Source organism: Streptomyces deserti (assembly GCF_054782695.1).
On the sequence record NZ_BAAGRZ010000045.1, the window covers coordinates 19,585 to 41,699 of the forward strand.

Below are 22,115 nucleotides of genomic sequence, written 5' to 3' on the forward strand. Positions count from 1 at the left end.
AGGTGCGCGCCGCCCGGAGGAATGATCAGCCGTGCGCCGGCGGGACCAGCTCCCATCCCGTGACCGCCGCCTCCGCACCCGCCACGGCCAACTCCCTTACATCGCCTGGGCGTTGATAGACCCGCTCGGTGATCATGGCGCGGTCGCCGACGAACAGCTCGTACAGCGAGCCGTCGACGAGGACGCGCAGCCTCAGCTCCTCGTGGCGGGGGACGCGCACCACGACCGGCGCCGCGTCCTCGGCCTCCCTGCGGGGCCAGTCGGCGCGGTCGAGGGTCACGGTGCCCTCGTCCGGGTCCAGGCGGACGGTGAGTTCCGCGCCGGCGGCCGAGCGCAGCAGGCTCACGGTCGTCGGGGTGCGGGCCGTGACGGACAGGTCGTACGCCTCCGAGAGCGCGGTCCGGCCCGGTGCGGTGACGAACGGCTCGGTGGCGCGCAGCAGTTCCAGCTCCGGGGCCGGGGTGACACGGAGCGCGCCGTCGGGGTGGACGTCGACGACCCGGGGTGCGGTGAGGACACCGGCCCATCCGGCGCGTACCGCCTCCTCCTGGTCGCGGGCCTCCCAGGACCAGCCCCACATCAGGGCGCGGTCCGGCTCCTGCAGCACGGCGGGCGCGTAGAAGTCCCGGCCGTGGTCGAGCCGGCCGCCCGTGCGGGTCTCCAGCCGCAGCCCGCCGTCGGTGCGGGGACTCAGACTCCCCGTCAGGTACCCGGTGGTGAGGGGCGAGCCGTCCCACAGCGACACCACCAGCACCCACGCGCCGCCGCGCGTGGCGTACAGCTGCGGGCACTCCCAGCCGCTCGCCCCGGCGCCGAACGCCTCGACCGCGACCGGGTCGGTGCCGTTCGCGAGCACCCCGGCGAACCGCCAGTCGCTCAGGTCGTCGCAGTCGTACAGCAGGACCGACGGCGTGCCGTCGGCGTGTCCCGCGCCGACCAGGGCCCAGCGCCGGCCGTCGTGCCGGAAGACGAACGGGTCGCGGAACATCACCACGTCCAGACCGGGCGGCGGGCCGGTCACCACGGGCGTGGGCAGCGGTGTCCACTCGGTCAGCCGCTCGTCCTCCGGGTCGGCCGCCCGGGCCAGGCAGATCGTGCCGAGGCCGGTGTGGTCACGGTCGACTCCGGTGTACACGGCGGTCGGCACGCCCCCGTCGTCGACGACGCACCCGGACCAGCAGCCCGCCTCGTCCGGGCCGCCCGGCGTCGGGGTGAGCGCGATCGGATGGTGCTCCCAGTGGGCGAGGTCGGGGCTGGAGACGTGGCCCCAGTGGACGTCGGCGTGCACCGGGGCGGCGGGGTTGTGCTGGTAGAAGAGGTGGTAGCGGCCGCGCCAGCGGAAGGGACCGTTGGGGTCGTTGATCCAGTTGGCGGGCGGGCGGACCCGGAAGCGCGGGGCGTCGGGGTGGTGCGGGGGAGCGGCGAGGCTCAACGGTTGACTCCTGCGGAGGTGATGCCCTCGCGGAGAGGGCGCTGGCCGACGACGAACACGGCGACGGCGGGGATCATGGACAGCACGACACCGGCGAGCACGACGGAGATGGAGCCGGTGCCGAGGTTGCCCTGGAGGGAGACCATGCCCAGCGGCAACGTGTAGTTCTGGGCGGAGGTCTCCAGGATCAGCGGCCGGAAGAACTCGTTCCAGTGGTAGTTGAAGGCGAGGACGCCGACGATCGCGAGGCCGGGCGCGGCAAGCGGTGCGTACACGGACCGGAAGGTGCGCCAGGGCCCGGCGCCGTCCAGCATCGCGGCCTCGCCCAGGTCCTTCGGCATGCCGAGGAAGTACTGCCGCATCAGGAAGGTGCCGAAGGCGGTCGGGAAGGCCGGGACGATCAGGCCGAGCAGGGTGTCGGTCAGGCTCATCGACTTCAGCACCAGGAACACCGGCACGATCGTGACCTGCAACGGCACCATCATCGTCGCCAGCACCAGGGCGAACAGCGGCTTCTTGAACCGGAACTCCAGGCGCGCGAAGGCGTATCCGGCCAGGCCCGCCGTGATCATCTGGCCGATCGCGATCAGCGCGGTCACCAGCGTGGAGTTCAACGCCAGCAGCCAGACGTCGATCTGGTCGAACACGCCGCGGTACGCCTCGGCCGACGGGTCCGTGGGAATGAGCTGCGGCGGCAGGTCGAAGGCCTCGGCGGGGGTGCGCAGCGAGGTGGAGACGGTCCAGATGACCGGGCCGAGCGTCAGCAGCGCGCACACGGTCAGCCCGGCGATGCGCGCCCACGGCGCGAGCCCGTACCGGACACGGCTGAAGGACAGGGTTGCTTGGCTCATGGAACTCACCCGGCTCACTGGTAGTGGACGAAACGCCGGCTGAGCCGGAACTGGAGGGCGGTGACCGCCATGATCAGCACGAACAGCAGCACACCCACCGCGGACGCCTCACCGAAGCGGAGCTGCTCGAACGCCCGCTCGTAGATCACCATCACCACGGTCCGGGTGGAGTCGCCGGGCCCGCCGTCGGTGAGGACGTACGGCTGCTCGAAGACCTGGAGCGCGTTGATGATGCCGACCACCGACGCCACCAGCAGCGTCGGCGACAGCAACGGCAGCGTGACCGTGAGGTGTTTGCGCAGCCCGGTCGCGCCGTCCAGGGCGGCGGCCTCGTGGATCTCCTTGGGAATGTTGTTCAGGCCGCCGACGAACAGCAGGAACGAGAAGCCGAACTGCTGCCAGACATAGACCAGGACGACCGTCGCCATCGCGGCGTTCTCCGACGTCAGCCACGGCACCGGCGCGACCCCGACGAAGCCGAGCAGCCAGTTCACCACCCCGAAGTCCTGGTTGAACAGGTACTTCATCACCACCGAGATCGACGCGGCGGACAGCACCAGCGGGAAGAAGAACGCCGAGCGGAACACCGAGCGCAGCCACACCGGCATCCGCCCGTTCACCGCCAGCGCCAGCGCCAGCGCGATCAGCAGTTGCAGCGCCACCGCGAACACCATGAACACCAGCGTGTTGCGGAACGACACCAGCACCGTCGAATCGCCGGCCATCGCACGGTAGTTGGCGGCTCCGGCGAAGCGCGGGGAGTCGATGACGTTCCAGTGGAACAGGCTGAGCACCACCGACCCGACGATCGGTACGACCGTGAAGACGACGATGCCGACGATCGTCGGCGCCAGGAACAGCGTGGCCAGCAGCCGGGTGCCGCGGTCGCGTGCGGAGGCGCGCGGGGCGACGGCGGCGGGCGGGGCCGCGGGCCGTGCCGCCGGGGCAGCCGGGATCTGGGTGTTCGTCATGCGTCACGCTCCATGGCCTTCTCCAGGTCGCCCTGCATCCGGCGCAGCGCGGGCCGCACCGAGCGCGGGGAGGACAGGGCGGTGCCGGTGTGCTTGAGCAGCACCTGCTCGACCTCGGCGACCTGCGGCGGCGCGGGGATCGGCCCGGTGTCGGGGAACTTGTCGAGGGTGTCGTAGAAGACCTGCCAGTGCGCCGGGCCGGTCTCCTTGTAGCGGTCGGCCGTCAGCATCGAACGGCGGGCCGGGGTCGTCTGGTTGGTCTCGAACAGCCGCATCAGGGTGTCCCGGCGGGCCGCGTACTTGATGAACTCCCAGGCCTCGTCCTGCCTCTTCGACGTGCGCAGCAGCGCGTAGCCCGCCGCGCCGTACTGCATGCGCTGGGTGCGCCAGCGCGGGAAGTACTGCACGTCGAACCCGTCGGCCTTCATGCCCGCCAGGTGCAGGCCGCCCGCCCAGAAGCCGCCCGCGGGCGTGACACCGACCCGGCCGGTGGAGAACACGCCGATCAGGTTCTGGCCGTTGCCGCCCTCGGGGCGGGTGCACAGGCCGTCCTGGACGAGCTGGGCCAGGTAGTCGTAGACCTCCTCCACCCGGTCGTGGGTGGCCTGCGGGGCGGTCCAGCGGAAGCCGCCGCCCCGGCCCTGCCGCTGCTCGGCCGGGTAGAAGCCGTCCCACAGCCAGGCGCCGCCGGGCGCCTTGGACTCGGCGAGCAGGTTGGTGTCGTTCGCGAACAGCCAGGGCACCACCCCGCCCCACAGCCGGTTCGTCCAGAAGTACGGCGTGAACTGCGAGCCGCTCGACTTCTTCATGTCCCGCAGCAGCGCGGTGAAGTCGTCGCGGCTCCAGTCGGCCGGCGGGAAGGCGGCGCCCGCCCGCTTCAGCACCTGGTTGTTCAGGTACATGTCGGCCGCGTTGAACTCGACCGGCAGCTGGTACAGGCTGCCCTCGTACATCATCGACTCCACCAGCGAGGGGTGGACGTCGGCGAAGTACTCGCGCAGCTCGGCCGCGTCCCGCTTCACCCACCGGTCCAGCGGCACGCCGAGCCGCTGCGCGAACAACTGCACGCCCTCCGTGGCCACATAGACGAGGTCGGGCGCGGTGCCCGCCGCGATCTGGGTGAGGATCTTCGCGAAGAAGTCCGACCAGTCGACGGCCTGCACCGCGTTGATCTGGACCTTGATGTCGGGGTGGACCTTGCGGAATCCCTCGGTGAGCGTGCGGATGGCGGCCGGGCCGTAGGCGGGGCCGAGGGTGGCGATGACGAGGGAGCCGTCGTCGCGGCCGGGGATGTCGGCTCCGGTGAGCCGGTCCCAGCTCGCGGCGGTACCGGCCAGGGCGGCGGCTGAAGCGCCGTAGGCGCCGTACCGCAGGAGCGCGCGGCGGGTGAGGTGCGAGTCGGTCATCGGGCGGGCCTAACTCGTGTTAGTCGAGGTCTGATGCCCCAGATGATGTGAAGCGTGTTACGGCCCTGTCAAGACGCGGGAACGCCTGACCTTTAACGAGTTAGGTCTCGGGATGGGGGCGACTCCCGCCGGACGTCCGGTTTCCACCGGACGAAGCGGGAACGCAGCGGGAACGCTCCGGCCCGGGGGCGTTCGCCCCCGGGCCGGTTCAGAAGTTGGAGATCACGCTGGTCAGCACCGCGCGGATGACTTCCGGGTCCTTGGCGTCGTAGGCGCGCGCACCACTGGCCGCGGCGATGTTCTGCAGCACGGTCCTGCCGTCCGCGTCCTGCTCGTCCGCGTCGGATCCGTACGCGATCGTGAACACCCTGATCCGCTGGTCCGGATCACCGATCCGGGAGAGGACGTCGTCCAGGGTGGGGGTGTCCGGCACGCCCTCGTTGCGCCCGTCGGTGAGGAGCACGATCGCGTTGATCGCCTCCGGGTCGTAGCTGTCGCGCATGGTGCCGACCGCCGCGTCGACCGTGCCGTACAGCCCGGTGGCCCCGTTCGGCACGAGGCCCTTCACCTCTTTCGTGAGCTGCCCGCGGCGGGTGAGGCCGTCGAACTCGGGCAGCTTCTCGCCCATCGGGCCGATGGGCACGAGCGGCTGGTAGTGGCGTTTGCCGTCGAGATTCGCCGCGTTGGAGAACTTCCACAGGCCGACCCGGTCGCGATCCCCGAACTCCCCGAACAGGGCCGGCTCGGCCTCCTTCAGCAGCTGCATCTTGCTCTTGTTGGTGCCGGGCACCTCCTCCTCCATCGACGTGGAGGTGTCGATGACGACGAGCACGTTGGCCGGGCGCCGGACCGCCGACCACACCTGCTGGATCCGGTCGAGGACGGCGCCCTTCGGCGGGTTGTAGGAGGAGATCTCGGTTTTGGGCAGGGCCCCGTTGTCCCGGGTGATCCCCGAGCCGGGCTGTCCCTCGTGGGTCCGGTACCCGTACGGGGCGAAGAACTTCTCGAACACCGGCTTGCTGTGCAGATGGCGCAGGAAGTCCTCGGAGACCGCCTCCTTGGCGGGGCTCAGCCCCTTGAGCTGGACGTACGGGTGGTCGCTGACCGGATTGCTGTCCTTCGGGTACAGCGACACGAGCGGGGTGGCCGGCCTGCCGGTCTTCGCGCAGCCCGGCTCGGAGCTGTACGCGCCGCACGGGTAGCCCAGGTTGTAGGCCACGACCGCGCTCTCCTCGACCGTGACGGCGGAGATGTAGTCCAGCGCCTCGTCGGCGCCGCCCGCGTCGTCGGCCGCGCGCAGGTTGGCCAGGAAGGTCAGCGTGGTGTCGCCGTAGTGGACCACCGACTTCTCGATGTTCTTGACCAGTGCCTGGTTGGCGGGGGCGTCGACGTCCTTCTCGGACAGCTCGCCGGTGGTGCCGGTCTTGGCGTAGAAGGCGCCGATCGTCGCGTTGAGCCCGGAGGTGGAGTAGTGCGGATTGGTCTTGCCCAGCTTCAGGGGGCCCCACTGCTTCTGGCCGCGCTCCGCCCAGAAGTGCCGCGGATTCTCGGCCCACTGCGCGAGGTCCTTCCAGCCGACCCGCTGCTCCGGCCAGCCCAGCGCCTCCGCCATCGTCTTGGGCATCGCGATGGTCAGGGGGCTGGTCACGATCGGGGTGGCCGTCTCCGGAAGCAAGGCGAGCGCCTGGGGCTCGGCCTTCGCCCGGGCGAGCGCCAGCCACTCGCTGCCGGCGGGCGACCACACGTCGGGTCTGCGCCCGTCGACCTCCGTCCAGCCGCCCGCCAGAGCGCGCATCGCCGTACCCGAGTTGACGCCGTCCACCACGATGTTCACGCAGTGGCCCGCGCTGCGCCGTGGCCCGTAGCCGGCGGCGGCCTCGCTCAGCGACCTGGACAGGTCGACGGAGGCGGCGATGCGCAGCGTGGTGTCGGCCTGGTCCGCCGGGCAGGACGGCAGGGTGGCGGCCAGCTTGGTGCTCGGGCCCTCGACGGGGGTGTCGCCCCGGTCGGGCAGGAGCCACACCAGGACGCCGGCGAGGATCCCGGCCAGCGCGAGGCCGGCCAGCGCGCGGGGCGATCTGGGCAGCCGGAACCGGACGGCAGGGGCGAAGCGCCGTAACCGGCGTGCGAGAAGAGCAGGCCAGGGGCCCGAGGGCGGGGGAGCGCTCCCGTTGACCGCGGTGAGGTGGGTGGGCGACGGCTGCGGAGCGGGCTCCGGCGCAGGTGCCGGAGATGCCGGGGTGGTGCCGGATTCGCTCAGGCCGGGCGAAGGTGCCGACGCGGGGACGGGTGCGACGGGAGTGGGCTCGGCGGGTGCCCGGGTGGTGGCGGGTTCGCCCGTGGCGGGTGAGGACGGCCGGGCGGTGGCGGACTGCCCCGGGGTGGATGCGCCGGGTGTCGGCGTGCTGCCGGGTTCGCTCCGGGCCGGGGTCGGCGTCGGGGTGGGTTCGCTCCGGGTCGGGCTCGGCGTGGGGGCGGGTTCGCTCCGGGTTGGTTCCGGCGTCGTGGTGGGTTCGCTGTGGGCAGGTGCCGAGGGCGGCGGCACGGCACCGGGTCTTCCGGCGGAACCTGGAGCCTCGTGCGCCCGGGAACCTGCCGGCGATATCGCTCCCAGCCCGGTGCCGGGCCCGGCACCGGGTACTGCCAACGGTTCCGGCAGGGGCGGTGCCGCAGCGGTTCCCGGCGCGGACTCCCCTTCTGCCACCGGGCCCAGCGGGAGGGGCGCGGTGTCGGATGCGGGTCCCGCCAGGGTGCCCTTGCCGAGCCCGCGCAGCAGGGCGACGGCGACCGTCGCGGCCCGCGAGGCCGCTTCCCGCTGCCAGCCGTGCGCGTCCGCGTCGTACTTGCGGCCGTCGGCCTTGTCGCTGATGCCGCGGATGGTCAGGACGTCCAGCCCGCCGATCACATGGGCTGCCGCCGCGACCCCCGCGCTCTCCATCTCGATGGCGGCGGTGTCGTTGTAGCGGTCGTTGATCTGTCTGCGCAGATCCGACTGGTGGTCGTTGAGGACGACGTCGCCGGCGGCGATCGGCTTGTGGTGCACCGTGAAGTCGGGCCCGCCGCGCACTCGGTAGGCCCGCTGCAGCAGGCGGTGCGAGGCCGGCCAGACACGGGGGCGGCCGTAGCTGGCGCCCGGGTCGACCTTGGCGCCGTGATACGCGTAGATGTGCGTGCCGACGACGACGTCACCGATCTGGATGTCGTCCTTCAGCCCGCCCGCGACCCCGACGAACAGCAGCGGCGTGCGCCCGAACAGGCTGTAGGCCTGGTGAGTGATCACGGCCGCCGTTTCGTTGCCCTCGCCGATCAGGGCGAGGGCGGCGGTCCAGCCGGTGTCGGCGAGCCGGCCGCAGTCGAAGACGGTGCCGGAGTCGTGCTCGCGCTGCACCACCTCGGTCAGGTGCGCGAGGACGGCCTCGTGCTCAACGGACAGCGCCGTGAGGATCACCACGGTGGGACGAGAGTCTGTCACTTGATCAACCGAGCCTCTGCTCCGACGACTGCACTCCGGCCTGGGGCACATACGGTAGCGCTGAGCTGCACACAAGGCAGCAAGTCCGGCGCACTCCGTGCGCGTTGACCCGGAAATCGTGACCGGCCCTGCCCGCGAGCGCCTCTTGCCGTCTCCCGTGCCCGGCACCCGGGGCGGCGCTGTCGCCCCGGGCGGAGATCGCTGTCACGATCTTCAGGGAAGGACCACGCCCACGAGCAGCGGAGTGCGCATGACGACGGACGGCCGTACGACGGAACAGGCGGTGCCGGACGCCGGTCTGGAGGTGAAACCGGTCGCCGGGCACATCGGAGCCGAGATCACCGGTATCGATCTGGCGGGTGAGCTCGACGACGCCGTGATCGCCGGGATCAGGGCGGCGGTGCTGCGGTGGAAGGTGGTGTTCTTCCGGGGGCAGAAGCTGGATCACGCCGCGCATGTGGCGTTCGCGCGCCGGTTCGGTGAACCGGTCGTCCTGCCCCGGCGAGGGAAGGCCTCACCGCCGGACGTCCCCGAGATCGAGACCACCGCCGACCGGCTGGAACTGGGCGGCCGGTTCGGTATGGAGCACGACGAGTGGCTCCGGCGCCGCCGCCACACCCTGCTGCGCGGCTGGCACTGCGACCACGGCGCCCGTGTCGACCCGCCGGCCGCGACGATCCTGCGCGCCGAGACCGTGCCGCCCTACGGCGGCGACACCACCTGGTCGAACCTGGCGGCGGCGTACGCCGGACTGTCCGCCCCCGTACGGGAGTTCGTCGACGGGCTGCGCGCCGAGCACCGGCTGGGCGTCGGCTACCAGCCGCGGCCCGGCGACGACGCCTACGTCCGCCACCTGCTGGACCATCAGATCGCCACCGTGCACCCGCTGGTGCGGGTCCACCCGGAGACGGGGGAGAGGGTGCTGTTCGTCAACGGCTACTACGTCGAGCAGATCGCCGGCCTCTCGCGCGCCGAGAGCCGGGTGATCCTGGACATGCTGCTGGAGCAGGCGGTACGGCCAGAGTACACGGTCCGCTTCCGCTGGGAGCCGGGCAGCGTGGCGTTCTGGGACAACCGGGCCACCATCCACCTGGCCCCGAGCGACACCGCCCACCTCGACCATCCCCGGACCATGCACCGCGTGATGCTCGCCGGGGACGTGCCGGTCGGGGTGGACGGCAGGCCGTCGGAGACGATCGTCGGAAGCGAGCCGGGGCGCTGGTGACCCGACGCCGGGCGGCCGACCCCGTCGACCTCCTGGCACGTTCCCGACCTCCTGGCACGCTCCCGCCGCCGCGGGTCAGGCCAGGGGAATCGTCACCTCGTCCTCGACCGGCGGGTCGGCCTCCTGCGCGCGGTTGCCGGTGGCCGCGTAGCAGCGCAGCCGGACGGACTCCGGGCTGACGTCCAGGCGCAGGAAGCACTTGAAGAACGGCGGGCTGTACGTGGCCGAGCTCGGCGAGAACAACTGCGTGTAGATCTTGCGCACGGGCAGCCGGAACCGCTTGGCGCGGTCGGGGCGGCGGGCGGTGCCGAGCAGCCCGGCGACCAGGCGGACGCGCCGGGTGAGACGGACGGGCGCGCCCGGGGTGCGGGTCGGCGGGATGCCGAGCCGTTCGGCGATCACGGCCGTCGCCTCGGCCTCGGTGAGCGTGAAGAACCGGCGCAGCCGCAGCCGGCGCCCGTAGAGCCTGCTGTAGAAGGCGAGGGAGTCGCCGCGCAGCGGGTAGCAGCGGAAGTCCCACTCGCTGACGCCCGCGACCGCGACCCGGGGGATGGTGTGCGTGGCGTGCATGAACGCGCCGCCGCCACCCGCGACCACGTACTGGAGGGTGCGGCCGTCGTCCAGCCGGACCGGATAGCGCTGGTAGTTGTGGATGTCGCCGCCGATCGCCGCCACATAGTGGTGGGCCGGGTCGCGGACGATGTCGTCGACGGTGCCGCCCCCTTCGATCCGGCACGGCTCGTGCCTGCCGTCCACGTACAGGGGAGAGCCCGTGATGAGGATCTTCGGGCGCGGGCCTTGGGAGACCTCGCGCAGCCAGGCGCCCTGCTCGGCGTCGACGGTGCCCAGCAGCCCGGTGTCTACGCCAATGATCCGCACCGGTCCGGCGTCGATCGCCCAGTACGGGCCCGGCTGCACGGCCTGCTGGGCGGGCGCCGACCGCAGCTTCCGTGCCTCGGGCAGCCGCTGCCCGTCGTCCGGGCGCGGCCGGTGCCACAGCAGGGAGCGCAGCCAGGCCCGGGTGAGAGGACGCGGCGCGGGCTCGGGCGGCAGGGGCGGGGCGTCGTCGCAGAAGACGCGCATGAAGCCGCCGAGATCCTCGTACCAGTCGTGGTTGCCGGGTATCGCGTAGATGGGTGCCTGGTAGTCCTGGTACGGGCGGAAGAACTTGGTCGCGTAGTCGTCGGCGCTGCCCACCGGGTAGACCACGTCGCTGGCGAGCACGGCGAAGCTGGTGTCCTGACCGACCTTCAACAACCCGGGGACGACGGCGTACTGCGGGTCGTCGCCCTCCCCGGTGTCGCCGATGACCAGGAAGGAGAACCGGTCCGGGTCGGCGCGCCGGACGACCTTGTCGGCGGGTACGCCGGCAGCCTCCCGCTGGGCCACCCAGCGGCTGCGGGTGCGGCCGGTGGGATCCCCGAACCAGGACGCCAGCACGCCGTTGCGGGCGGCCCACAGCATCCTGGGATCCAGCCAGGAGATCTTCTCGACCTCGGGCGGCATCAGGCGCTGGTACGTGCCGAGTTCTGCGGTGCCCCAGCCGGCGCCTTCGGCGGTATCGCGTGAAGAGTCAGACACCGCTGCACCGTAACAATGATCTAGGGGCTGAGCGGAGCCGGGTGCGTCACCACTCGTGGGTGCGGGACGGTACGTCGTACGACGGACTGCGCCCGAACTGCGGGGTGTTGGCGGCCGGGACGCCGAGCGCGGAGCTCCGGCCCGGTGTGCGACGGTCGGGCGCGGTGGGCCGGTTCCACTCGCCGTCGCCCAGGACCAGCAGCGGGTCGAACATGACCACGACCCCGGCCAGCAGCAGGAAGACGACCGGCCCCAGCAGCATGGGCAGCAGCAGCGAGGTCGGCGAGTCACCGGCCCACGTCCCGCCGGTGGTGTCGTGGACGTGGACGCTGACGGCCGCCATGGCGGTGTAGTGCATCCCGGACACCGCCACGCCCATGATCAGGCTCGCCGCGAGGCTCGTCACAAAGCCGCGGACCGTGACGGCCGCCCACAGCGCGGCGGTGGCGGCGACGATCGCGATCAGAACGGAGAGCACGACGGTGAGCGGGTCGTAGCGGATGTCGCCGTTCAGCCGCATCGCCGCCATGCCCAGGTAGTGCATGGCGGCGACACCGAGCCCGGTGACGACACCAGCGACGGTCAGCGTCGCCCGGCCCGCGCCGCGGTAACCGACGATGAACACGCCGATGCCGACCACGACGACGGCCACCGCCAGGCTGAGCACCGTGGTGGTCACGTCGTAGCCGATCCGGGTCTCTTCGACCTGGAAGCCGGTCATGCCGATGAAGTGCATCGTCCAGATGCCGCACCCGATCGAGGCGGCCCCGAGCGCCAGCCAGCCGGGTTTGAACGACTGCGCGTTGAGCAGGGACCGGACGATGCAGCGCAGCCCCAGCGCCCCTCCCAAACAGGCCATCAGATAGGCCGCCACCGGTGTCACCGCGCCGTAGCGGAACCCGTCGACCGTGCCGTCCATGCGCGAACTCCCCCCAGAGTCACCGCTGTTGTCGAGCAAGGTCTATGGGTAAGGGGCGAGTAAAGCAAGCCCTTACCGGGAGTATGCGGTGAACTCACGGCCCCCACGGGTCGACTTCGGTCACGCAGGGGCTGAATCCAGCCACAGGTGTGCCTGTGTGTGCCTGTGTGCACCGGTGCACCTGTCGGGCTCGGGCAGGGCGCACACGGTCAGAACGTGCGCTTCAGCAGGTCGAGCAGGGCCGCCCAGTGACGTTCGTCCGCCTCCTTGTCGTACGCGGCCGTGTCGGCCTGCGTGAAACCGTGAGGCGCGCCGGCGTACACCTCGCAGTGGTGGCGGACGCCCGCCGACGTCAGCGCCTTCTCCAGGCGCTCGATCTGCTCCGGCGGCAGCGACGGATCCTCGTCGGCGTGGCCGAAGTACAGCTCGGCCGTGACACGGTCGGCCACCAGGTGCGGGCTGTCCGGCGCCTCCGTCGCCAGCCGCCCGCCGTGGAATCCGGCCGCCGCCGCGACCCGGTCCGGACAGGTGCCGGCGGTGAGCAGGGAGAGCCGGGCGCCCATGCAGTATCCGGTCAGCGCGACCGGCCCGTCGGCCGCCGCGGGGCACTGCGCCAGCCAGCGCAGCCAGGCGCCCGCGTCCCGCATCGCCAGTTCCGGCGTCAGGGCCCGCATGATCGGGCCGATCCGCTCGAAGATCTCCGGACGTGCCCCCGGGTCGATGAACTCGGGCAGCTCGACCACGGGAGCGCGCCCGTGACGGTAGAACACGTTGGGCACCAGCACGGTGTACCCGGCCTCGGCGAGCCGGTCCGCCATGGACCGCAGCCGCGGACGCAGACCGAAGGCGTCCATGTAGAGCAGCACCGCCGGCCGCGGGCTCCCGTCGGCGGGATGCGCGAGATAGGCGTCGGCGGTGCCGTCCTCGGTGGGGATGTCGACAGCGGTTCCCTGTACGGCGGTCATGGCTGGGCTGCCTCTCTGCGGGGGGGCCAGGGACCCGCGCCCGCGGGAGGGGCGGATCATGGTCATCGTGACACGCCCCGGCACGTGCAGGACGCCCGGTTCCCGCCCGGGACGGGCACCCCGGCCACTTCTTTGGCAACCCTTGCGGTGGTCTTCCCGATCGCGTTGCCCGAAGCCGATCGCCTTACCCGAAGCCCATCGCCTCACCTAGGCGGATCGCCCTCCCGAGGCGGATCGCCTTACGCGACCCCGATCGCCTTACGCGATCCCGATCGCCTTACGCGATCCCGATCGCCCTACTCGAACCGCGAGACGTCGCCCGCCCCCGCCCGCACGATCTCCGCCTCCCCGCCGGAGAAGTCGATGACCGTCGTCGGCTCGGTGCCGCAGTCCCCGGAGTCGACCACCGCGTCCACCACGTGGTCGAGCCGGTCCTTGATCTCCCAGCCCTGCGTCATCGGCTCCTCCTCGCCCGGCAGCAGCAGCGTGCTGGACAGCAGCGGCTCACCCAGCTCGGCGAGCAGGGCCTGGGTGACGACGTGGTCGGGGATGCGCACGCCGACCGTCTTCTTCTTGGGGTGCTGCAGCATGCGCGGCACCTCCTTCGTCGCGGGCAGGATGAAGGTGTAGCTGCCCGGCGTCGACGCCTTGATCGCCCGGAACACGTCGTTGTCGATCCGTACGAACTGGCCGAGCTGCGCGAAGTCCTGGCACACCAGGGTGAAGTGGTGCCGGTCGTCCAGCCGGCGGATCGTACGGATCCGGTCGATGCCGTCCCGGTTGCCGATCCGGCATCCCAGTGCGTAACAGGAGTCCGTGGGGTACGCGACCAGAGCGCCCGAACGGACGCTGTCGGCGACCTGGGCGATGGTGCGCGGCTGGGGGTTGTCGGGGTGCACGTCGAAGTACTTCGCCATTCACCGAGCTTAAGCCCGCACCCGCGTGCCGGTGGCACAGGCCGGGCCCGGTCCGCCCGCAGGACACGCTCGGGAGGGGTCCCGGCACGGTGAGGTAACGTCCCCGACCGATGGGCCGGGGCGGCGCGAGAACGAGGAGAATACCGAGGTGGCTGGCGGAGAGGACGGGACACGGCAGCAGGACGGGGCGGTCGGCGGGCGCCCGACGTGGGCGGAGGAACTGCTCGACCATCTGCGGCCGGGCGGACGCGACATCCACAGGGTCGTCGCCTGGCTGGCCGGCACCGTGCCGGCGACGGTGGCCCTCCAGGACGCCCGCGGCACCCTCCTCGCCGGAACGCGGCTGCCGCTGGCGGAGGACCTCGCCGCGGACCTCGCCGCCGGCCGGATCGCCTCCGCCGCCTGGGAGGGCCAGGGGCGCCACCTGCGCCTGGTCCGCCTGGAACACCCGGAGCAGCCGTGCGTGCTGGCCGTCTCCCGCGACACCCCGTTCGACCGGCGCGCCTCCGACATCGTCACGCACACCGCCCAGGTGCTCGAACTCCTGCTGGCCGCCCACGAGTCGACCGCGTCCGGACACCGGCTGCGACGCGCCACGTCCGATCTGCGCCTGGCGATCCTGCAACTGCTGATGGTCGAGGACACCGTCGCGGCCCGCCGGGTCGCCGCCGGGCTGTGGCCGGGGCTGCTCGACACCGACACGGCGTGCGTCTACGTCGTCGAGAGCTCCCCCGAGGACCGCGACCGGCTCGCCGAGGAGTGCCTGGACGCCACGGCGGAGGAGGCCCTGGTCGTGCGCTGCCCGGCCATGGACGGGCATGTGATCGTCGTCGGCCCCGACGAGACCACGCGCGAGGACCTGCGGTCACTGGTCGCACGGACCCCGGACACCTTCCTCGGTGGCAGCGTCCGCCAGAGCCTGGCGCGGACCGCCACCGCGTACGGGCAGGCCGTCAGCGCCCTCGCCGTCGCGCACTTCCAGCCGGACAAGACGGCGGTGTACGCCGAACGCACCCACCCCGAGCGGCTGATGGACCCGCGGGGGCTGCGCGCCTGGACCGCCCGCGTCCTGCGCCCCCTCGACACGCTGCCGCACCACACCCGCGCCGAACTCCTCGCCACCACCCGGCTCGGCCTGGAATTCACCGCCGTGAACACGGCCAAGGTCCTCGGTGTGAGCCGCAACACCGTCCGTGCCCGCATGGAACGCGTCGAGACCCTGCTCGGCACGGACTTCGCCGACCTCACCGTCCGTGCCGTCGTCCACCTGGCGCTCAACACCCAGATCGGCCTGCCGGACGGGCAGCCCGACGGCGACGCCGCACGCACCGACCCGCGGCTCGCCGACCTGCTGGCCGGGCCCGCGGTGCGCACCTGGGCGCGGGACCTGCTGGGCCGCCTGGACGCCGACGCCCGGAACCTGCGCCGCACCCTGCGCACCTGGATCGCCGCCGGAGGCAACGCCGAACGCGCCGCACAGGCCCTGGGCGTCCACGCGCAGACCGTGCGCGAGCACGTCCGCAGCGCCGAGCCCGTCCTCGAACGCCAGCTCCTCGCCGCCGGCACCGACCTCTACGAGGTGGTGCTCGCCCACCTGGCGGTGGGCGACCTCGATCCGCCGGCTCTTCCCGGAACCCCGTCCGGGGGGACGAAACCGGGCCATCCGGACTCACCTGTGCACAGCTGAGCCCTTCGGCCGCCGCAGCGGGCATCGACGCGATACACAAGACCTGCCCGATGCACGTAAGTTCGACGAGCCGCCAGGGCACGACCGGAACGGGGGACCGGTCGCGCTCCGGCGGCCCTCCCGCAGCGCGTTCGGCTCAGCCGCGCAGCCGTACCGGAATCTCCCGCCAGCCGAAGGCGATGAACGACGGCACCTGCCGCAGCCCCTCCTCATCGGCGGCCAGCCGCAGATCCGGGAAACGGTCGAACAGGGCGGGCAGCGCCGTCAGCGCCTCCACCCGGGCCAGCGGTGCGCCGATGCACCGGTGCACGCCGATGCCGAACGCCAGATGGTCGTCTGCGCCACGGGTGGCGTCGAAGGCGTCCGCGTCCGGCCCGTAGTGCGCCGGGTCGAGCCCCGCGGCCGCGTACGTCGTGATGATCGCGTCGCCCGCCGGGATGGTGACGTCGCCGACGGTGAGGTCGGTGACGGCGAACCGCAGCGGCAGCGACGCGACCGACGGGTGCACGCGCAGCGTCTCGTCGACGACCGCGTCCCAGGTGATCTCCCCGGAGCGCACCCGCGCCAGCTGCTGCGGGTGCTGGAGGAGGGCGACGGCCGCGTTCCCGATCAGGTTGACGGTGGTCTCGAATCCGGCCCCGATGACCAGCAGCAGCGTGTACAGCAGTTCCTCGTCGCTGAGCCGGTCGCCGTCCTGGTCGCGGACCCGGATCAGCTCGGTGGTCATGTCGTCGCCGGGGTGCTCCCGCTTGTGCGCGATCAGCGTGCCCAGCACCGTGCCGATCTGCTGCTGCACGAACGCCGCGTGCTCCGGGCTCGGGTCGGAGGTGTCCATGATGGCCGCGATGAGCCGTCCGGTGTCCTGCCGTAACTCCTCGGGCACGCCGAACAGTTCGCAGATCATCCGCATCGGCAGCGGATGGGCGAACCCGGCCTTCAGGTCGGCCACGTCACCGTCCGCCGCCTCCAGCGCGTCCAGCAGCTCCGTGGTGATGGCCGCCACCCGGGGGCGCATCGCCTCGGTGCGGCGGTGCGTGAAGCTCGGGGCGACCAGTTTGCGCAGCCGGGTGTGGTCGGGCCCGTACGCGGAGAACATGTTGACCACGCCGACCCAGCCCAGGATCCAGCCCCAGGACGGGTGGTCGCCGACCTCGGGCCACAGCCGCCAGTGCAGGCGCGGGTCCTTGCTGACCCGCGGGTCGAGGATGAGCTCCTTCAGGACGTCGTACCTGGTCGGCGCCCAGGCGGGAATACCGCCGGGCAGTTCGACGGGCACGATCGGGCCGAGGGCGCGCAGCCGGGCGCTCTCGGCGGGGATGTCGGTGCCGAGCGGGTCGAGTGCGAAGCGGTCGGTGACGGTCACGACGGTCCTCCTGGCTGGTCGGGGGAGCGGGGGCTGAAACGCACGGGCAGCGCCGTCAGCGAGCGGTGGAAGGGCCCGGGGCGCCAGGTGAGGCGCTCGCGGGGCAGGACGGGTTCGAGGTCGGGGAGCCACTGGGTGAGCCGCTCGATGGCCTCGGTGACGATGAGCAGCGTGTGCTGCTTGACCGGGCAGGCGTGCGGGCCCGCCGACCAGGACAGGTGGGAGGCGTCGCCCGGGTGGCGGTGCGCGCCGTGCTGCTGCTCGGCGGCCTGCGCGAGCGCCCCGTACGAGACGACCACCGGCACCGCCGCCCGGATCCACACGCCGTGGAAGCTCACCGGCCTGCGGGCGTAGTGGATGCCGTAGTTCGCCAGCGGCGTCTCGTGGTGCAGCACGTCCAGCACCGCGTCCCTCACCGGGCGGGCGCCGCTGGTCAGCGTCGAGTAGTAGGCGGGATTGCCCAGGATCCTCGACAGGGCGTTCGACACGAGGTTCGCGGTCGGTTCGTGGCCCGCGCCGAGCGTGAGGAACACCTGCCAGGTGACCTCCTCGGGTGTCAGCCCGGCGGGATGGTCCAGGAGCCGGCTGGGCAGGTCGTCGCCGCGCCGCTCGGTCTTCGCCGCGATCAGCTCCAGCACGTATCCGGCGTACTCGGCCTCGCCCTCGGCGGCCTGGGCGCCGCCCTCCATCATCTTGCCCAGCGCCTGGTGGAGCCGGTCGCTGTGGCTGTCCGGCAGCCCGAACAGGCTGTTGAACACCAGCGCCATCAGCGGCCGGGCGAACTCGCCCACCAGGTCGGCCTCGCCGCGCGGCCCGATCCGGCTCACCAGCAGGTGCACCGCCCGGTGCACCCGGGCCCGCAGGTCGTGCGGCTCGACCAGGTCGAAGGTGTCGATCAGGGTGGTGCGGTAGCGGACGTGGGCGGCACCGTCCGCGAACAGGGTGTTGGGCCGCCAGCGCATCATGCCGAGGATCGGCGAGTCGTCCGGAACGGTGGCCTCCCACGGCCGGGGGTCGTGCGAGAACGTCTCGGTGTCGTGCAGCAGGTCCAGCGCGGCCCGCCGGTCCGTGACGACGTAGGCCGGTACCCCGGGGGCGAGTTCGGCCCAGCCGATCGGGCCCTGGGCGCGCAGGGCGGCGTAGTAGCGGTGGGGATCCTGCGCGAAGCCGTCCTCCCACAGCCGTACGGGTGTGGCGAGGGAGAAGGCCTGCTGGGCGGGGGAGTGCGTGGTCACCGGTGCTCCGGGGGGTGGCGGTCGATCAGGTGCTGGACCAGCGCGAGCAGCGCGTCGAGGGAGGAGTTCCGCTCCCGCGCGTCGCAGGTCACCATCGGCGTGGCCGGCTCCAGGTCCAGGGCGGCGCGCAGCTGCTCGCCGGTGTAGTGGCGGGGCGCGTCCGGGAAGGCGTTGAAGGCGACGGCGTACGGCAGTCCGCTCTCCTCCACCAGCCCGAGCACGTCGAACGAGGCGTCGACGCGGCGGGCGTCGACCAGGACGAGCGCGCCGAGCGCCCCGTAGGCGATGTCGTCCCACAGCGGCCGGAACCGCTCCTGGCCGGGCGTGCCGAACAGGTACAGCACGATCCCGCCCGGCAGGCTGATCCGGCCGAAGTCGATGGCGACGGTGGTCGTCGACTTCTCCCGCACCCCGGCGAGGTCGTCCACCTGGACGGAGGCCTCGGTGAGCTGCTCCTCGGTGTGCAGGGGGCGGATCTCGGAGACGGAGTCGATCAGGGTCGTCTTGCCCACCCCGAAGGGCCCCGCGACCAGGATCTTCACCAGGTCGCGGGCGGTGTCGGGCAGATGGATGCCGGCGGTGCCGCTAGGGGTGCTTGAGGGCGCGGAGGCCATCGGCGACTCTCTTCAGCAGGTCGGGATCGAACCGTTCGGCGGGCGGGATCGGAGGGCGGGCCAGCACCAGTTCCCGGTCGACGAGGTCGGCGGCCAGCACCCGCACCGCGGAGACCGGCAGCCGCAGCAGGGCCGCGGCCTCCACCACCGTCAGCGACCCGCCGTCCAGCTCGTCCAGCAGGGCCGCCTGGGCGGCGGGCAGGTCGTCGGGCACGTCCTTCTCGTCCGCGCGGAGCAGGAGCGAGAGTCTCTCCAGGTGTGATCCACGGTGCCGTGCCACGCCACCGGTCGACAGGTACGCGGGAACCAGGGGGCGGCCGCCTGGGCGGCCGGTCATACGGTGGCGTCGCCGTCGGCTCCCCGGGGCGCGGCGGCCATCGCCTTCTCACCCAGCCGCGCGACCTGCGAGTGCACCCGGTGGGCGAGCAGGTCCAGGCGCACCTCGGGGTCCCCGTGGGCGGCCACGCAGGTGCCGTGGTCCGTCGGCACGATCAGCACGTACCCGTGGTCGGACTCGATGACGACCTGCCGCACCTCGGCCCGGTCCCGGTCGGCGAACGCGGCGGCTGCGGTCCGGCAGGCGCCCTGCACGGTGCTGGTGATGGCGGCCACCCGCTCGGCCGACGGCTGCGACAGCGCGTCGGTGTAGCCCTTGACGAGTCCGTCACGGGTGAGCAGGACGGCGGCCACGACGTGCGGTACCTGCAGGATCGGTTCCAGCACCCACGCTGTGTCGCCCCCATCGCGGCTGATCATCGGGCCGCTCCCCCTTCTTGTCGGTCGTTGCGGTCTCTGTCGTCGGCTGCGGCCCCGGTCCCGGGCCCGGCACCCTCGGGTACGGCTGAGGCGGCGCCGGTGTTCGGCCCGGCCGCGGCCCGCGCGGCGGCGCTGCCGGACTGCAGGGCGCCGAGTGCGGCGGCGGCCTGCTCGGGGCTCCGCGCCGGAGGCGCCGGCGCGGGTGCGGCGGACTGGGCGGGTGCGGCGGCTGCGGCGGCCCGGCTGCGGCGCCGGCGCTGCGGCAGCCCGCCGGTGTCCCGCGGATCGTGGTGCCCGGACGCGGGCGCGGCCGCCTCGCCCTGCTCGGTCCCGTAGGCGTGGGACACGGCGGTCGGGGCGGGCTCGTCGGGCACGGCCCTGCGGGCCGGGCGCGGGGCGCTGGCCGCCGGCGGCCGCTCCTCGGGGTCGATACGCGTCAGGAGGTGACTGCCGATTCGCAGCACCGCCCGAACCCCGCCGTACGGGGACGGTGAGGACAGGTCCACCCCGAGGTCGAACTGCCGGGTGAGCTGGCCGATCGCGGCGAGCCCCATGCGCGGCGGATCGCCGAGATCGGTGAGCAGGATCGGCTCGGACCCGGCCACCATCCGCTGGGCGTGGGCGCGTTCGTCCTGCGTCATGCCGAGACCGGCGTCGTCGATGGTGACGCAGACACCGTGATGGACGTGCTCCAGATTGACCAGGACGTCCGTGTCCGGCGCGGAGTGCCGCAGCGCGTTGTCGAGGAGCTCGGCGACGATGATCGCGACCGGTTCGACGGCGTGCGACACCAGCGCGGTACCCGGCGTCAGATGGTTGTGGACCTTCACCCGCCGGTACCCCGCGAGCCGGGCCTGACCGCCCGTCACCGCGTCGACCAGGTGGGACTCCTCACGGGCCAGCCCCACCCAGGCCCCGCACACCACCGCGGCGACCTGGGCGCGGCGCAGCGACTGCTCGTTCTCGTGGTCCAGTTCGAACAGGATCTGGGCCAGCTCCGGATCGTCGTAGCGCTGCTGCAGCCCGCGCAGCGCGTCCTGCAGCCGGTACAGGGCTGCCTGGATCTCCCGGGTGGCCCCGCGCATCCCGGCCTGCGCGGCGGCGTCGATCCGCGTGCGCTGCGCGGCCAGTTCCGCGCGCAGCCCGTCCAGCACCTGCTCCAGCGCGGCGCCCAGCGGCGAGCCGGCGGTCTGCGAGTGCAGTGGGCCGGGGACGCAGACGTGGGGGTGCGCCGGCTGCCGGGCGGCGGCGGGCAGCCGCTGTGCCGCCAGGTGCTCGACCTCGGCCGTGAACATCCGTGACGTGCCGTTCAGCTGGGCGCGCAACGCGGCCGTCTTCTCGCGCTGCGCGGCCAGTTGACGCCGTGAGCGCAGCAGCCCGCCGCCGAGGGCGAGCGCGGACAGGGTGCCGACGGCGAGACCGCCGACGGCCAGGTCCGGTAATTCGATCATCGAATCGAGTCCAGGGGTGGTCGGGCAGAGTGGATCCGATGCGCTCGGGCGAGGCATTCGCAGCACAGTACACACCGTCATCGACCGCTCTCGCACGGTGTTGCGACACTACGTTTTGGAAAGTGACCGGCGTCTCTTCACTTCTGTGTCGACTGTCTGAATTTCCGTGGAGAGGAGGGGAGTTGTGCCTTCTGGCCCGGTCCGCCGGATGTCGGTGCGGGCCAGGCCGGACTCGGGCGGAGAGCCCTGCACCAAGCCGTCACGACTCGGTCACTTCACGTAGTTGCGGCTCGTTCCGCAGAGGCTGTGTGTCCTTCAGGAGGACGGGTACCCGGCCCGCGCTGAAGAGTCCGCTCCCCGGGCGCCGCAGGCCCGGGACCGTGCGGACCCGGAAACGAGTACCGCGAAAAGGAGGCCCGCATGACCAGCGACACGGAGACCGGCGGCGTGACCGGAACCCAGGACAAGGACTACAACCTGATCTGGTACGTCGAGGCGTGCCTGAGCAACGCGCTGCGTCTGGAGAGCTACATCCAGGACGCGGAACGCGCCAAGGACACCGAGGTCGCGGACCTGTTCCGCAAGGCCCAGGCGGACAGCCGCAAGGGCGCCGAGCTGGGCAAGAGCCTCCTGCGCGCGCGGCTGAACGGCGGCTGACGCAGCGCACGCCCCCCGGGGCCCGGACACCGTGAGGAGCGCGGTGGCCGGGCCTTCGTCGTGCGCCCGGGCCGCCGGACGCCCGTCTGCTGCGGTGCGGTGCGACGTCCAACTCCGTTGGATGCGTGGGGCTTTACCTCCGCCCGCCCGCCACAGCCGGGCCGACGGCCTTGCTGTCGTGGCTGCTCGCTCGCCGGCAAGGTGAACGGTGGGGCGGCGAGCCGGTGTTCACACCGCGCTGCTGCCCCGCCTGCGCCGCATGGAGCGCGCGCAGCGGGGTCCTCGGCACGGCACCGACCACCGCAACCACGTCCTGCCGCCCATCACGCTGGACGCGACCGGCCGCATCGACACGCCCGTCCCGCTGCTCACCGGCAGCGAGAAGGGGGCTGGGGCCGGACTCCCAGAAGCTCTGCCGCCCTCGACGTGTACCGGCACATCCTCGGCTTTCTCGCCGGGCGACGGTGACGAGCACCTGGGCGGCCGGTTACCGTACGCGTCAGTAACCGGACCGCACCGCAGGAGTCTCAATGACCAAGTCAAGCCGCTTGCGTGACCGGCGGGGCGGAGGTGAATGCCCGGTTATCACGCAGGAGTGCCCACAGGACGCTGG

At 72.4% G+C, this 22,115-nt stretch carries 18 protein-coding genes; 3 read left to right on the forward strand and 15 right to left on the reverse strand.

What is annotated here, in order from left to right; genetic code table 11:
• Nucleotides 1–25: 25 nt before the first annotated feature.
• The 5 genes from ACYVMZ_RS36865 to ACYVMZ_RS36885 form a co-directional block, all read right to left on the reverse strand.
• Nucleotides 26–1,432, reverse strand: coding sequence for a glycoside hydrolase family 32 protein (locus tag ACYVMZ_RS36865; protein ID WP_461087261.1), 1,407 nt, complete (start codon nt 1,430–1,432; stop codon nt 26–28).
• Nucleotides 1,429–2,283, reverse strand: coding sequence for a carbohydrate ABC transporter permease (locus ACYVMZ_RS36870; RefSeq protein ID WP_461087263.1), 855 nt, complete (start codon nt 2,281–2,283; stop codon nt 1,429–1,431). The genes ACYVMZ_RS36865 and ACYVMZ_RS36870 overlap by 4 nt, the downstream gene beginning before the upstream one ends.
• Nucleotides 2,284–2,297: 14 nt before the next feature.
• Nucleotides 2,298–3,254: a carbohydrate ABC transporter permease gene (locus ACYVMZ_RS36875; protein WP_461087265.1), complete on the reverse strand. Its 957-nt coding sequence runs from the start codon at nt 3,252–3,254 to the stop codon at nt 2,298–2,300.
• On the reverse strand, nt 3,251–4,660 hold the full coding sequence (locus ACYVMZ_RS36880) for an extracellular solute-binding protein (RefSeq protein ID WP_461087267.1): 1,410 nt from the start codon (nt 4,658–4,660) through the stop codon (nt 3,251–3,253). The genes ACYVMZ_RS36875 and ACYVMZ_RS36880 overlap by 4 nt, the downstream gene beginning before the upstream one ends.
• 208 nt (nt 4,661–4,868) lie before the next feature.
• Nucleotides 4,869–8,132 (reverse strand): phosphorylase family protein, encoded by a 3,264-nt coding sequence (locus ACYVMZ_RS36885; protein WP_461087269.1) that lies wholly within the window; start codon nt 8,130–8,132, stop codon nt 4,869–4,871.
• A gap of 250 nt (nt 8,133–8,382) precedes the next feature.
• On the opposite strand from ACYVMZ_RS36885, the gene ACYVMZ_RS36890 reads away from it, so the two are divergent.
• The gene (locus ACYVMZ_RS36890; protein WP_461087271.1) at nt 8,383–9,357 is read left to right on the forward strand and encodes a TauD/TfdA dioxygenase family protein; all 975 of its coding nucleotides are present in this window, start codon (nt 8,383–8,385) and stop codon (nt 9,355–9,357) included.
• Nucleotides 9,358–9,432: 75 nt separating this feature from the next.
• Here the strand turns inward: ACYVMZ_RS36890 and ACYVMZ_RS36895 are convergent, their stop codons facing one another.
• From ACYVMZ_RS36895 to ACYVMZ_RS36910, 4 genes are all read right to left on the reverse strand, one after another.
• On the reverse strand, nt 9,433–10,938 hold the full coding sequence (locus tag ACYVMZ_RS36895) for a metallophosphoesterase family protein (protein WP_461087273.1): 1,506 nt from the start codon (nt 10,936–10,938) through the stop codon (nt 9,433–9,435).
• A gap of 46 nt (nt 10,939–10,984) precedes the next feature.
• Nucleotides 10,985–11,857, reverse strand: a complete 873-nt coding sequence (locus ACYVMZ_RS36900; RefSeq protein WP_461087276.1) for an MHYT domain-containing protein — start codon at nt 11,855–11,857, stop codon at nt 10,985–10,987.
• Nucleotides 11,858–12,066: 209 nt separating this feature from the next.
• On the reverse strand, nt 12,067–12,822 hold the full coding sequence (locus ACYVMZ_RS36905; RefSeq protein WP_461087278.1) for a dienelactone hydrolase family protein: 756 nt from the start codon (nt 12,820–12,822) through the stop codon (nt 12,067–12,069).
• Nucleotides 12,823–13,118: 296 nt separating this feature from the next.
• Nucleotides 13,119–13,739 (reverse strand): L-threonylcarbamoyladenylate synthase, encoded by a 621-nt coding sequence (locus ACYVMZ_RS36910; protein ID WP_461087280.1) that lies wholly within the window; start codon nt 13,737–13,739, stop codon nt 13,119–13,121.
• A 148-nt stretch (nt 13,740–13,887) separates the two neighbouring features.
• Here ACYVMZ_RS36910 and ACYVMZ_RS36915 point away from each other — a divergent pair, with 148 nt between their 5' ends.
• Nucleotides 13,888–15,426: a helix-turn-helix domain-containing protein gene (locus ACYVMZ_RS36915; protein ID WP_461087282.1), complete on the forward strand. Its 1,539-nt coding sequence runs from the start codon at nt 13,888–13,890 to the stop codon at nt 15,424–15,426.
• Nucleotides 15,427–15,562: 136 nt separating this feature from the next.
• Here the strand turns inward: ACYVMZ_RS36915 and ACYVMZ_RS36920 are convergent, their stop codons facing one another.
• The 6 genes from ACYVMZ_RS36920 to ACYVMZ_RS36945 are packed head-to-tail and all read right to left on the reverse strand — an operon-like array spanning nt 15,563 to nt 20,845.
• Nucleotides 15,563–16,789, reverse strand: coding sequence for a cytochrome P450 family protein (locus ACYVMZ_RS36920; RefSeq protein ID WP_461087284.1), 1,227 nt, complete (start codon nt 16,787–16,789; stop codon nt 15,563–15,565).
• Nucleotides 16,786–18,024 (reverse strand): cytochrome P450 family protein, encoded by a 1,239-nt coding sequence (locus ACYVMZ_RS36925; protein WP_461087286.1) that lies wholly within the window; start codon nt 18,022–18,024, stop codon nt 16,786–16,788. The genes ACYVMZ_RS36920 and ACYVMZ_RS36925 overlap by 4 nt, the downstream gene beginning before the upstream one ends.
• Nucleotides 18,021–18,638: a GTP-binding protein gene (locus ACYVMZ_RS36930; RefSeq protein ID WP_461087288.1), complete on the reverse strand. Its 618-nt coding sequence runs from the start codon at nt 18,636–18,638 to the stop codon at nt 18,021–18,023. Before ACYVMZ_RS36930 ends, ACYVMZ_RS36925 begins: the two co-directional genes overlap by 4 nt.
• A complete protein-coding gene (locus ACYVMZ_RS36935) occupies nt 18,610–18,975 on the reverse strand; it encodes a DUF742 domain-containing protein (protein WP_461087290.1) in 366 nt (121 codons plus the stop codon). Before ACYVMZ_RS36935 ends, ACYVMZ_RS36930 begins: the two co-directional genes overlap by 29 nt.
• Nucleotides 18,972–19,394 carry a roadblock/LC7 domain-containing protein gene (locus ACYVMZ_RS36940; RefSeq protein WP_461087292.1) on the reverse strand — a complete coding sequence of 141 codons (423 nt, stop codon included), beginning with the start codon at nt 19,392–19,394 and terminating at the stop codon, nt 18,972–18,974. Before ACYVMZ_RS36940 ends, ACYVMZ_RS36935 begins: the two co-directional genes overlap by 4 nt.
• Nucleotides 19,391–20,845: an ATP-binding protein gene (locus ACYVMZ_RS36945; protein ID WP_461087294.1), complete on the reverse strand. Its 1,455-nt coding sequence runs from the start codon at nt 20,843–20,845 to the stop codon at nt 19,391–19,393. Before ACYVMZ_RS36945 ends, ACYVMZ_RS36940 begins: the two co-directional genes overlap by 4 nt.
• A 420-nt stretch (nt 20,846–21,265) precedes the next feature.
• Here ACYVMZ_RS36945 and ACYVMZ_RS36950 point away from each other — a divergent pair, with 420 nt between their 5' ends.
• On the forward strand, nt 21,266–21,502 hold the full coding sequence (locus ACYVMZ_RS36950; RefSeq protein WP_461087296.1) for a hypothetical protein: 237 nt from the start codon (nt 21,266–21,268) through the stop codon (nt 21,500–21,502).
• Nucleotides 21,503–22,115: the final 613 nt, after the last annotated feature.